The sequence below is a fragment of the Streptomyces sp. NPDC049577 genome (genome assembly GCF_040675635.1).
In the GTDB taxonomy this organism is placed as follows: domain Bacteria; phylum Actinomycetota; class Actinomycetes; order Streptomycetales; family Streptomycetaceae; genus Streptomyces.
The window spans coordinates 1-11,866 of the sequence record NZ_JBFAPH010000205.1 but is presented as its reverse complement, the minus strand read 5'-3'; the positions used below and the strand labels follow the sequence as shown (position 1 = coordinate 11,866).

General features: G+C 74.5%; 11 protein-coding genes and 1 pseudogene. 4 read left to right on the top strand and 8 right to left on the bottom strand.

What is annotated here, in order from left to right; all coding sequences use genetic code 11:
- Together AB0K09_RS21850 and AB0K09_RS21845 are read right to left on the bottom strand one after the other, a co-directional pair.
- Positions 1-207: pseudogene (locus tag AB0K09_RS21850) on the bottom strand (type VII secretion-associated serine protease mycosin); the annotation flags it as partial.
- Positions 204-938 carry a hypothetical protein gene (locus AB0K09_RS21845; RefSeq protein WP_366067054.1) on the bottom strand — a complete coding sequence of 245 codons (735 nt, stop codon included), beginning with the start codon at positions 936-938 and terminating at the stop codon, positions 204-206. The gene AB0K09_RS21845 and the pseudogene AB0K09_RS21850, both read right to left, overlap by 4 nt.
- Positions 939-1,027: 89 nt before the next feature.
- Between AB0K09_RS21845 and AB0K09_RS21840 the strand changes: the two genes are divergently transcribed.
- Positions 1,028-2,236 carry an alanine racemase gene (locus tag AB0K09_RS21840; protein ID WP_366067053.1) on the top strand — a complete coding sequence of 403 codons (1,209 nt, stop codon included), beginning with the start codon at positions 1,028-1,030 and terminating at the stop codon, positions 2,234-2,236.
- Positions 2,237-2,266: 30 nt separating this feature from the next.
- On the opposite strand, the gene AB0K09_RS21835 is transcribed toward AB0K09_RS21840, so the two are convergent.
- The 5 genes from AB0K09_RS21835 to AB0K09_RS21815 form a co-directional block, all read right to left on the bottom strand.
- Entirely contained in the window at positions 2,267-3,316 is a 1,050-nt protein-coding gene (locus AB0K09_RS21835; RefSeq protein WP_366067052.1) for a zinc-binding dehydrogenase, read from the bottom strand.
- 169 nt (positions 3,317-3,485) lie between these two features.
- Positions 3,486-4,757: a haloacid dehalogenase-like hydrolase gene (locus AB0K09_RS21830; RefSeq protein WP_366067051.1), complete on the bottom strand. Its 1,272-nt coding sequence runs from the start codon at positions 4,755-4,757 to the stop codon at positions 3,486-3,488.
- Between the two features lie 85 nt (positions 4,758-4,842).
- Complete coding sequence (locus tag AB0K09_RS21825) at positions 4,843-5,625, bottom strand: 3-oxoacyl-ACP reductase (protein WP_366067050.1); 783 nt, start codon at positions 5,623-5,625, stop codon at positions 4,843-4,845.
- Positions 5,622-6,983 carry an aldehyde dehydrogenase family protein gene (locus AB0K09_RS21820; RefSeq protein ID WP_366067049.1) on the bottom strand — a complete coding sequence of 454 codons (1,362 nt, stop codon included), beginning with the start codon at positions 6,981-6,983 and terminating at the stop codon, positions 5,622-5,624. Before AB0K09_RS21820 ends, AB0K09_RS21825 begins: the two co-directional genes overlap by 4 nt.
- Positions 6,984-6,994: 11 nt before the next feature.
- On the bottom strand, positions 6,995-8,362 hold the full coding sequence (locus tag AB0K09_RS21815; protein ID WP_366067048.1) for a glutamine synthetase family protein: 1,368 nt from the start codon (positions 8,360-8,362) through the stop codon (positions 6,995-6,997).
- Positions 8,363-8,434: 72 nt separating this feature from the next.
- Here AB0K09_RS21815 and AB0K09_RS21810 point away from each other — a divergent pair, with 72 nt between their 5' ends.
- From AB0K09_RS21810 to AB0K09_RS21800, 3 genes are all read left to right on the top strand, one after another.
- Positions 8,435-9,157: an FCD domain-containing protein gene (locus AB0K09_RS21810; protein ID WP_366067047.1), complete on the top strand. Its 723-nt coding sequence runs from the start codon at positions 8,435-8,437 to the stop codon at positions 9,155-9,157.
- A gap of 130 nt (positions 9,158-9,287) precedes the next feature.
- A complete protein-coding gene (eat, locus tag AB0K09_RS21805) occupies positions 9,288-10,754 on the top strand; it encodes an ethanolamine permease (RefSeq protein WP_366067046.1) in 1,467 nt (488 codons plus the stop codon).
- Between the two features lie 43 nt (positions 10,755-10,797).
- A complete protein-coding gene (locus AB0K09_RS21800; RefSeq protein WP_366067045.1) occupies positions 10,798-11,511 on the top strand; it encodes a gamma-glutamyl-gamma-aminobutyrate hydrolase family protein in 714 nt (237 codons plus the stop codon).
- 36 nt (positions 11,512-11,547) lie between these two features.
- Here AB0K09_RS21800 and AB0K09_RS21795 read toward each other — a convergent pair.
- The coding region (locus AB0K09_RS21795; RefSeq protein WP_366067044.1) for a LysR substrate-binding domain-containing protein at positions 11,548-11,866 on the bottom strand (319 nt) is incomplete at its 5' end.

The window sequence follows — 11,866 nt, the reverse complement described above, 5'->3', positions numbered from 1 at the left end:
GGGGTGGTGGGGGTCGACGCCGGTGTCCAGTACGGCGACCGTGGCCCCGGCCCCCTTGGTCGTGCGCCAGGCGTCCTCGGCGTGCAGCGCCTCCAGCGCCCACTCCTGGCTGCGTATGGCGTCGGCCCGGGCGGCCGGTGCGGCCGTCGTCGCACAGCACGCCGCGAGGGCGAGCGCGGCGAGCGTCCGGAGGGTCCGGCGCGTCACGGCGTCTGCTCCGGCGTCGCGCGCAGGGCCTCGCGGAGGGTGCGTTCCAGGCGGTCGGCGAGAGCCGTCGCGTCGTGGGCGAGTCCTGCCTGGGCGACGGCGGAGGCCGCACCCGGGAGAAGGGCGTCGGAGGCGGGCTGGGGCGGGGTGTCCGTGCGCGCGTCCGCGAAGCCGGTGACAGTGTAGACGACGGCGGGCGCGTCGGTGAGGACGGTGACGCGCCAACTGGCGCGCTGCGCGTCCCCGAAGCGGGCCGCGAGGGTGCCGGGGGGCGCGTACGGGTGCGGCATGAGGTCGGTGCGCCGGTCGAGGTGCCCGTCGTCGAAGCGGTCGCGCAGGGCGCGCATGCCGGCGGGGCCGGTGCCGGTGACGAGCAGGCCGACGGTGGTCACGGTGGTGGCGGTGGCGTCGGTGTACGTGGCGCGGAGGAGCCGGGTGCAGCCGGCGGGGGCGAGGGCGCGGGCGAGCGCGGGGTCGAAGGCCCCGGCGCAGCCGGTGTCGGGGGCGACGCCGAGGCGCCGCCAGTCGCGGTCGGCGCCGCCGGGGCCGGCCGCGTCGCCGTGCAGGGCGGGCGGGAAGAGCCGGTCGACGGGGACGCTGTGCCACAGCGAGCGGCCGCGCTCGTAGGGCGACGGCTCGGGCGGGTCGCCCGCGAGCGCGTGTGCCGCGAGGGCGCCGGCGACGAGGCCGGTGCCGAGGACGAGGCAGGCGGCGGAGGCGGCGGTACGCACCCGCGTCACTCTACGGGGGCCGGCGCGGTGGTCCGTCATCCGATGCCGCCCCCTTCCTCCCGGTCCGCCGCTCTGGCAAGCTCCCCGCCATGCCGCCGATACCCGTGGACCGTGCCGGTTGCCGTGCCCGTTACGACCGGGCCACCGCCGCTTGGGACGCGCCGCTCGCCATCGTCGATCTCGACGCGTTCGACGCCAACGCCGGTGATCTCGTGCGCCGGGCGGGCGGGAAGCCGGTGCGGGTGGCGAGCAAGTCGGTGCGGTGCCGGGCGCTGCTGGAGCGGGTGCTGGCGCGGGACGGGTTCGCGGGGGTGCTGGCCTACAGCCTCGCGGAGTCGCTGTGGCTGGCGCGTTCGGGGTTCGAGGACGTGCTGCTGGCGTATCCGTCCGCCGACCGGGCCGGTTTCGCGGAGCTGACGGCGGACGCGAAGCTCGCCCGCGCCGTGACGGTCATGGTGGACGATCCCGCCCAGCTGCGGCTGATCGAGACGGCCCGCGCGGGTCGCGAAGAGGTGCGGGTGTGCCTGGAGTTGGACACCGCGCTGCGGCTGCCGGGCGGCCGGGTGCGGATCGGGGCGCTGCGCTCTCCGGTGCGGGACCCGGAGCGGCTGGCGGAGCTGGCGCGGGCCGTCGACCGGCGCCCCGGCTTCCGGCTGGTGGGGCTGATGGCGTACGAGGCGCACGTGGCGGGCGTGGGTGACACGGTGGCGGGCCGGCCGCTGTACTCGCGGGCGGTGCGGCTGATGCAGGCGGCAGCGCGCCGGGAACTGGCGGCGCGCCGGGCGGAGGCGGTGCGGGCCGTACGGGCCGTGGCGGAGCTGGAGTTCGTCAACGGCGGGGGTACGGGCAGTGTGCAGCACACGGCGGCGGAGGCGGCGGTGACGGAGGTGGCCGCCGGGTCGGGGCTGTACGTGCCGCATCTGTTCGACGGCTACCGCTCGTTCCGGGGCCGTCCGGCGGCGTTGTTCGCGCTGCCGGTGGTGCGCCGGCCGGGGGTCGGGGTGGTGACCGTCCTGGGCGGGGGCTATCCGGCGTCGGGGGCCGCGGGCGCGGACCGGCTGCCGGTGCCGTGGCTGCCGGAGGGGCTGCGGCTGGCGCCGCAGGAGGGCGCCGGCGAGGTGCAGACGCCGCTGCTGGGTCAGCCGGCCGACGATCTGCTGGTCGGCGACAAGGTGTGGTTCCGGCACGCGAAGGCGGGGGAGCTGTGCGAGCGCTTCCCGGCGCTGCACCTGGTCGAGGGCGATCGGGTGGTGCGGACGGTGCCGACGTACCGGGGCGAGGGCCACACGTACCTCTGACCCTCGCCCGTCACCGCGGGTGAGCGGGGTTCAGGGGGTGAGGATGAGGCGGACGGGCGCGCCGTCCTTCTTCCGCAGGCGGTCGATGCCGGCCGCCGCCTCGGTGAGCGGCAGGGTGTCGCTGATGGAGCGGCCGAGGTCCAGCCGGTGCAGCCGGGCGAGGGCGACGAGTTCCTCGACGTGGGCGGGCGTCGAGCCGTAGTGGCCGAGGACGCTCTGCTCGCGGTAGCTGAAGGCGATGCTGTCGGGGACGGTGAGCGGGCCGGGGTGCAGGCCGACGAGGACGAGGCGGCCGCCGGGGGCCAGGCAGCGGGCGGCCTGTTCGCGGACGGCGGGGACGCCGGCGAGGTCGAGGGCGAGGTCCAGGCCGCGGCCCCCGGTGGCCTCGCGGAGGCGGTCGCGGAAGTCCGGGGCGTGCGGGTCGAGGGCGAGGTCGGCGCCGAGGTCGAGCGCCCGTCGCCGGGCGGCTTCGAGGGGGTCGACGGCGATGACGGGCGCGGCCCCGGTGAGGCGGAGCAGCTGGACGGCGTGCGCGCCGAGGCCGCCGACGCCCCATACGCCGGCGGGCCGGGCGGGGCGTGCGGCGCCGGTGGTGGTGATGGCGGCCCAGGGGGTGGAGACGGCGTCCGGGATGACGGCGGCCTGTTCGAAGGGCAGGTCGTCGGGGAGGGCGACGAGGGTGTGGGCGGTGGCGAGGGCGTATTCGGCCCAGCCGCCGTCGTAGTCGACGCCGCGCGTGCGCAGGACGGGGCAGGGGGCGAAGCGCAGGCAGGCGGCGCAGGTTCCGCAGCGTTCGCCGGCCTGGAGCAGGACCCGCTGCCCCTCCGCCCAGGTGCCGGGCACGCCGGGGCCGAGGGCGTCGATGATGCCGGCGGTCTCGTGGCCGAGGGTGACCTTCTCACCGGTCGCGTAGAGGGGTTTGAGGCTGCCGTCGACGAGGTGGACGTCGGAGAGGCAGATGCCCGCCGCCCGGACCCTGATGCGGACCTGGCCGGGTCCGGGCTCGGGTATGGGCGTCTCCTCGACGGCGAAGCCGCCGGTGCGCAGGTCGAGCCGTCCGGCGAGCATGGTGTCGGGCATGCGGGGCCTCCTGGGGGAGCGGCGGGGACCGGTGTCGCCGATGATCACCGGTCCCCGTCGTCGCGGGCGCGGGGGTACCCGCGGATCGCCCGGCGAATCCCGGGATTCCACGGAATCGCCGGGGATCCGCCGGGCGCCCGGTCCGCCCTTCGGGCGCGGAGCCGGTGGCTCAGGCGGCCCGGTCCGGCTGGTCCGGAATGACGCTGCCGTCCGCCCGCAGGACGGGGCCGTGCGTCCCGTCGGGGAGCGTCGCGGCGGTCGTCGAGCAGGGGTAGGTGCCGGACCTGCGCGGCATGGGGTCGATGAACATGGGCTGGGCCACCCAGCGTCCGTCGGCGTCGTCGTAGGCGCGGCACATCAGCTCGGCCTTGTTGCGGTTGACGGCGATGTGGGCGCCGGTCGCGTCGTTCACGAACGTCACGTCCGTGTCGGCGTCGCCCGCGCCGAGGGCGATGCGGTGGGCGGGGTCCTGCTGCTTCCAGGCCGCCGCGCCCTTGATCCCGAAGATCTCCTGGTTGATCATGCAGCGCTTGCCGTCCATGTACGGCAGGGCGTCGCCGCGTCCGGTCTCGGCGCCGCCGCAGCCCTTGAGGCGGGCGGTCAGCCTGCCGTGCTCGGTGATGCTGCGGATGCCGATGGTGTGCGCGCGGTCCAGGCCGACGCCGCCGGACCAGGCTTCGGCGATGGGCTCGGAGGAGGCGGAGACGATGTAGACGTCGAAGCCGGCCCTCTTGAGCGTGCGGATGAGGTCCTTCTGCTGGTCGTAGTAGCGGACGTAGCCGGCGATGGTGTGGGTGCCGACGGTCTGCTTGCTGCCGACGGGCGCCGCGAGCGCTTCGGCGCGCGCCTTCTTCGCCATGGAGGTGAGGGCGGCGGGGGTGTGGCCGGCGAAGAGCTGCGGTATCCAGGCGTAGGCCGGCACGGTGCGGCGGTGGTCCCAGTCGCCGGCGAAGGCCGGTTCGCCGGCCATGGTCTGCGACTTCTCGCGGATCTCGTAGATCTCGTCGGTGCAGGCGGTGTTGCGCGAGGTGGGCAGCGGGGCGCCGACGGGCACGGCGGTGCCGCAGGCCTTGGTGAGTGCCTTGTCGGCGGCGGGGGTGAGCCAGGCGCTGGTGTCCCGCCAGCTCCTGGGGCGCAGGATCCCGTCGTGCTTGAGTGCCCAGGCGAGCGTGGCGTCGGTGATGTCGTTCTTGACGACGGTGTTGTCCCAGTCGAAGGCGGCGACGGGGCGGGGGCCACGCTTGCCGGAGCAGGTGCCGCGCTCGTCGATCATCTTCTGGAGCTTGGCGCGGTTGTCGCCGAACCAGGGGAGGTTCGCGTCCAGCCTGGGGCAGTGGGCCCGGGCCGTATGGTCGGCGCGGGCGGGGGTGGTGGCTCCGGCGGGGGCGGCGGCGGTGAGAGCGGCGACGGCCGCCAGGCCGGTGGCGAGGAGAGTGCGCATGCGTCCTCATGGAGGTCGGGTGCAGGTCACGCACGGGGGCCGGGCCCGGTGGCGGCCGGGCCCGCCCCCGTGTCGATCTTGGACCTTACAGCGGGGTCACGTAGGCGCCGGCGATGCCTCCGTCCACGAGGAACTCGGCGGCGTTGACGAAGGAGGAGTCGTCGCTGGCGAGGAAGGCCACGGCGGCGGCGATCTCCTCGGGCTCGGCGAAGCGGCCGACGGGCACGTGCACGAGCCGGCGCGCGGCCCGCTCCGGGTCCTTGGCGAACAGCTCCTTGAGCAGCGGGGTGTTGACGGGCCCGGGGCACAGGGCGTTGACGCGGATGCCCTCGCGGGCGAACTGCACGCCCAGTTCGCGGGACATGGCGAGGACGCCGCCCTTGGAGGCGGTGTAGCTGATCTGGGAGGTGGCGGCGCCCATGACGGCGACGAAGGAGGCGGTGTTGATGATCGAGCCCTTGCCCTGGCGCTGCATATAGGGCAGGGCGGCCTTGCAGCAGAGGTAGACGGAGGTGAGGTTGACCTCCTGGACGCGCTTCCAGGCGTCGAGCCCGGTGGTGAGGATGGAGTCGTCGTCGGGCGGCGAGATGCCGGCGTTGTTGAAGGCGACGTCGACGGAGCCGTAGGTGTCGTAGGCGGTCCTGAACAGCGCCTCGACCTGCTCGGGGTCGGTGACGTCGACCTTGACGAAGAGTCCGCCGACCTCGTCGGCGGCGGCCTTGCCGGCGGTCTCGTCGATGTCGGCGCACACGACGCGGGCGCCCTCGGAGGCGAGCCGCCGGGCCGTGGCCAGCCCGATGCCGCTGCCGGCTCCGGTGATGACGGCGGTCCGGCCGGTGAGCCGGCGGCAGACGGGGGTCTCGGTCACTTGGTCTCCTCGGTGCTGATGAACACGTTCTTGGTCTCGGTGAAGGCGGACAGCGCGTCGGGGCCCAGCTCCCGGCCCAGGCCGGACTGGCGGAAGCCGCCGAAGGGGGTCCAGTAGCGGACGCTGCTGTGGGAGTTGACGGAGAGGTTGCCGGCGGCGACGGCGCGCGAGACGCGGACGGCCCGGCCGACGTCCCGGGTCCAGATCGAGCCGGACAGCCCGTAGTCGGTGGCGTTGGCGATCCGTACGGCCTCGTCCTCGTCCTCGAAGGGGATGACGACGGCGACCGGGCCGAAGATCTCCTCCCGGGCGACCCGGTCGTCCGGGGTGCCCTCCAGGACGGTGGCCGGGTACCAGAACCCCTTGCCGGCCGGGGCCTCGCCCCGGATGGCGGCGGGCGCGCTCTCGGGGACGTACGACCGTACGCGCTCCCGCTGGGCGGCCGAGATGAGCGGGCCCATCTGTGTGGCCGGGTCGGTGGGGTCGCCGACGGTGAAGGAGAGCACGGCCGGTTCGAGGAGTCCGAGGAAGCGGTCGTAGACGGAACGCTGGACGAGGATGCGGCTGCGGGCGCAGCAGTCCTGGCCGGTGTTGTCGAGGAAGGAGCCGGGCGCGGTGGCGGCGGCGCGTTCCAGGTCGGCGTCGGCGAAGACGATGTTGGGGCTCTTGCCGCCGAGTTCGAGGGTCAGGCGCTTCACACCGGCGGCACAGCCGGCCATGATCTGCTTGCCGACGGCGGTGGAGCCGGTGAAGACGACCTTGGCGACGCCGGGGTGTTCGACGAGTGCCGCGCCGGTGACCGGGCCGGCGCCGGGCAGGACCTGGAGGAGTCCTTCGGGGAGTCCGGAGGCGAGGGCGAGTTCGGCGAGCCGCAGCGCGGTCAGCGGGGTGGTCTCGGCGGGTTTGAGGAGGACGGCGTTGCCCGCGGCCAGCGCGGGGGCGAAGCCCCAGGCGGCGATGGGCATGGGGAAGTTCCACGGCGCGATGACGGCGACGACGCCGAGCGGTTCGTGGAAGGTGACGTCGATGCCGCCGCTCACCGGGATCTGGCTGCCGGTGAGGCGTTCGACGCCGCCGGCGGCGTAGTCGAGGAGGTCCCGGGCGTTGCCGGCCTCCCAGCGGGCGTTGCCGATCGGGTGGCCGGCCTCGCGGACCTCCAGGGCGGCCAGTTCCTCCAGGTGCTCGTCGACGGCCGTGGCGAAGCGCCGCAGCTGGCGGGCCCGGTCGCCGGGGGCGAGGGCGGCCCAGGCGGTCTGTGCCCGTGCGGCGCGGGCGACGGCCGCGTCGACCTCGGCGGGGGTGGTGCCGGGGACGGTCGCGATGACCTCTTCGGTCGCCGGGTTGATGATCTCGTGCAACGCGGGGGTCCTCACATGCGCTCGAAGGAGCGGAAGCGCTCCCAGTCCGTGACGGCCGTGTCGTACGCCTGCTGCTCGACGCGGGCCATGTTCAGGTAGTGCTCGACGACCTCGTCGCCGAAGGCGGCCCGGGCGATCGGGCTGGCCTCCCACAGGTCCGCGGCCTCGCGCAGGGTGGTGGGGACGTGGGCGGCGTCGCCGGTGTAGGCGTTGCCGGTGCAGGCGTCCGGCAGTTCGAGTTCGTGCTCGACGCCGTGCAGTCCGGCGGCGACCAGTCCGGCGACGGCGAGGTAGGGGTTGACGTCGCCGCCGGGCAGCCGGTTCTCGAAGCGGTGGCTCGGCCCGTGCCCGATGACGCGCAGGGCGCAGGTGCGGTTGTCGGGGCCCCACGCGACCGCGGTGGGGGCGAAGGAGCCGGGGCGGAAGCGCTTGTAGGAGTTGATGTTCGGCGCGTAGAGCAGGGTGAAGTCGCGCAGGGCGGCGAGCTGTCCGGCGAGGAAGTGCCGCATCAGCTTCGACATGCCGTACGGGCCGGCCTCGTCGGCGAACACGGGGCGTCCGGCCTCGTCGCGCAGGGAGAGGTGGATGTGGCAGGAGTTGCCCTCGCGCTCGTCGTACTTGGCCATGAAGGTCAGGGCCATGCCCTCCTGCGCGGCGATCTCCTTGGCGCCGGTCTTGTAGACCGCGTGCTGGTCGCAGGTGGTGAGCGCCTCGTCGTAGCGGAAGGCGATCTCGTGCTGGCCGAGGTTGCACTCGCCCTTCGCGGACTCCACCGTGAGGCCGGCGGCGCCCATCTCGTTGCGTATGCGGCGCAGGAGGGGTTCGACGCGGCCGGTGCCGAGGACGGAGTAGTCGCAGTTGTACTGGTTGGCGGGGGTCATGCCGCGGTAGCCGCGGTTCCAGGCCTCCTCGTAGGTGTCCTTGAAGACCATGAACTCCAGCTCGGTGCCCGCGTAGGCACTCCAGCCGTGCTCGGCCAGCCGGTCCAGCTGGCGGCGCAGGATCTGGCGGGGCGAGGCGAGGACGGGCGACCCGTCGTGCCAGGAGAGGTCGGCGGTGAGCAGGGCGGTGCCGGGGTTCCAGGGGGTGCGGCGGAGGGTGGCGAGGTCGCCGTGCAGGGCGAAGTCGCCGTAGCCGCGCTCCCAGGAGGACATGGCGTAGCCGTCGACGGTGTTCATCTCCGCGTCCACGGCGAGGAGGTAGTTGCACCCCTCGGTGCCGTGCTCCAGGACGTCGTCGAGGAAGAACCGGGCGGCGAACCGCTTTCCCTGGAGCCGTCCCTGCATGTCGGTGAAGGCGAGGACGACGGTGTCGATCTCCCCGGCGTCGACGAGGCGGCGCAGTTCGTCGACGGTCATCGGGGGCGTGCGGTCTGCCACGGTGGGGCCTCCTGTCGGGTACGGCCGGGCCCTTAAGGTAGGACGGCAGACCATTGATTGGGAAGAGGGTCGATGAACGAGGATGCGGCGGACCGCCTTTCGCCGGTGCTGCGGCCGGTGCGCGCGGGCAACGGCTTCGAGGAGGCGCTGGAGCAGATCCTCCAGATCGTCCGGCTGGGCCTGGTGGCCGAGGGGGAACGGCTCCCGGCCGAGCGCGAGTTGGCCGAGCGGATGCGGATCAGCCGGGTGACGCTGCGCGAGGTGCTGAAGGTGCTGCACGACCAGGGCCTGGTGGAGAGCCGGCGCGGCCGCTACGGCGGTACGTTCGTGCTCGGGCGGCCGGTGACGGCGGGCGAGGACGAACTGCGCCGCCGGGTGGCGGCCGTGGACGTCGAGGACACGCTGCGCTTCCGCGAGGTGCTGGAGGTCGGCGCCGCGGGGCTGTGCGCCACCGACGGGCTGACCGGTGAGCGGGCGGAGCGGCTGCGGGCGGCGCTGGCCGCGACGAACGACGCCCCGCTGGCCGAATACCGCCGTCTGGACACCATGCTGCACCTGACGCTCGCCGAACTGTCGGGCTCCCCCTCGCTGGCCGGGCAGTACGCCGCGGTCCGCGCCACGGTCAACGACCTGCTGGACTGCATTCCGCTGCTGGTACGGAACCTGGAGCACTCGCAGCGGCAGCACACCGCCCTCGTGGACGCCGTGCTGGACGGTGACGCGGACGGGGCGCGCGAGGTGATGCGGGAGCACTGCTGCGGGACGGCCGCGCTGTTGCGGGGGTTTTTGGCGTAAAGACCCGGGTGGGTAACGCGGGTTTAACGCACGGGGGTTGCCTTTCCGCCATCGGCGCGGCAAAGGTATGGCGCGCAACCTTTACCTGGCATTCTCATTCCCGCGTCCCTCCCCGAGGCAGGAGCGGCTCATGGCCGATCGCACGGACTCCCCCAGCGCACCGCCCGCCGGCCGGCCGGCCCCGGACGGCTCCCCGGACTATCTCGAGAAGCGCACGCTGCGCCGGGGCAGCGCCGGTCCCCTGCTGCTGACGGGGCTCGGCGTGGCGTACGTCGTCTCCGGCGACTACTCCGGCTGGAACTTCGGCCTGGCCCACGGCGGTTTCGGCGGACTCGCCGTCGCCGCCGTGCTGATGGGCCTGATGTACACCTGCATGGTCTTCGCCCTCGCCGAACTCGCCGCCGTCCTGCCCACGGCGGGCGGCGGTTACGGCTTCGCGCGCCGCGCGCTCGGGCCCTGGGGCGGTTTCCTGACGGGCACGGCGATCCTCATCGAGTACGTCCTCGCGCCGGCCGCGATAGCCATCTTCATCGGCGACTACGTCGAGTCCCTGCACCTGTTCGGCCTGACCTCCGGCTGGCCGGTCTACCTCGCCTGCTTCGTCCTCTTCATCGGCATCCACCTGTGGGGCGTCGGCGAGGCGCTGCGCTTCAGCTTCGTGGTGACGGGCATCGCGGTGGCCGCGCTGCTGGTGTTCGCGGCCGGCGCGCTGACCGGCTTCGACGCGGGACGCCTGGACGACATCCCGGTCGACCACGGGGCGCTGGGCGCCTCCTCCTGGCTGCCGTTCGGCGTCCTGGGCATCTGGGCGGCGTTCCCCTTCGGCATGTGGTTCTTCCTCGGCGTCGAGGGCGTGCCGCTCGCGGCCGAGGAGACCCGGGACCCGGCCCGCACGCTGCCGAAGGCCATGGCCACCTCGATGGGCATCCTGCTGCTCCTGGCCCTGCTGACCTTCCTCGCCGCCACCGGCGCGGGCGGGGCCGACGCCATGAAGGACGCCGGCAATCCCCTGGTCGCCGCGCTGGAGGCCGGCGGCCACGGCGGCGCCCTCGCCCGCCTGGTCAACTACGCCGGTCTGGCGGGCCTGGTGGCGTCCTTCTTCTCCCTCATCTACGCCGGCTCCCGCCAGCTCTTCGCCCTCTCCCGGGCCGGCTACCTCCCCCGTTTCCTCTCCCTGACCAGCCGCCGCAAGGCGCCCTGGCTCGGCCTGCTGGTGCCCGGCGCCCTCGGCTTCGCGCTGGCCGCGGCCACCGGGGACGGGGCCCGGATGCTCAACGTCGCCGTCTTCGGCGCCACGATCTCCTACGCGCTGATGTCGCTCTCCCACATCGTCCTGCGCCGCCGCGAGCCCGGGCTGGACCGGCCGTACCGCACGCCGGGCGGCGTGCTGACCTCCACGGTCGCCTTCGTGCTGGCCTGCGCGGCCCTGGTCGCGACGTTCGTGGTCGATGTGACCGCGGCCCTGATCGCCCTGGGCGTGTACGCCGTGGCCGCCGCCTACTTCGCCTTCTACAGCAGGCACCGGCTGGTGGCGAGCGCGCCGGAGGAGGAATTCGCGGCGCTCGCGGCGGCGGAGGCGGAGCTGGAGCGCGAATGAGCGGCCGCGCGGGCCGAACGGACCCTACGGAATGGACGGAGCCATGAGCACACGCCCCCTGATCGGCGTCACCACCTATCTCACCCGGGCCCGCTGGGGCGTCGCCTGGGACCTGCCGGCCGCACTGCTGCCGGCCGCCTACCCGGAGCACGTCCGGCGGGCGGGGGGTCTGGCGGCCATGCTGCCGCCGGACGACACCCCGGGCGCGGCGGAGGCGGTCGTGCGCCGCCTCGACGCCCTGGTCCTGGCCGGCGGCGAGGACCTCGGCCCCGCCCTGTACGGCGCGTCCCCGCACCCGCGCACGGGCGCTGCCGTGCCGGAGCGGGACGCGTGGGAGATGTCCCTGCTCTCCGCGGCCCTGGAGCGCGGACTGCCGGTGCTCGGCATCTGCCGGGGCATGCAGCTGATGAACGTCCACGCGGGCGGCACGCTCACCCAGCACCTGCCGGACGAGGTGGGCCACGAGGCCCACAACCCCGTGGTCGGCGCGTTCACCGACCACCTCGTCACACCGGTCCCGGGCACCCGCACGGCGGCGCTCCTGCCGGAGGCGATCGACGTCGCCACCCATCACCACCAGTCGGTGGCCCGCCTGGGCGAGGGCCTCATCGCGACGGCCCACGCGGAGGACGGCACGATCGAGGCGCTCGAACGCCCGGGGGACGCCTTCGTGGTGGGAGTCCAGTGGCACCCGGAAGCGCGGCCGGACCTGCGGGTGCTGCGCGGGCTGGTGCGGGCGGCCGAGCAGTCGCCGTGACGGAAACGGGGGTCCGGGGGCGGAGCCCCCGGGTGCTCAGCCCTGGGTGAGCCCCAGCAGGACCCGCGCCGGCCCCGCCGGGTACGGGCCGCACCACACGGCCCGCAAAGCGCGACGCAGGTCGAGCCCGCGCTCCAGCGGAACCGCGACCAACCGCCGCCCCGAGAGCTCCTCCCCCACCGCCAGTTCGCTGAGCACGGACGGCCCCGCGCCACTCACCGCCGCCGCCTTCGCCGCCGTCGTCGAGGCGAGTTCGAGCAGCGGCTCCGCGAGCCCGCCCTGCCCGGCGACGGCCAGGGCCGCGTCGAGGACCTGCCGCGTCCCGGAGCCCCGTTCGCGCAGGACGAGCGGCGTG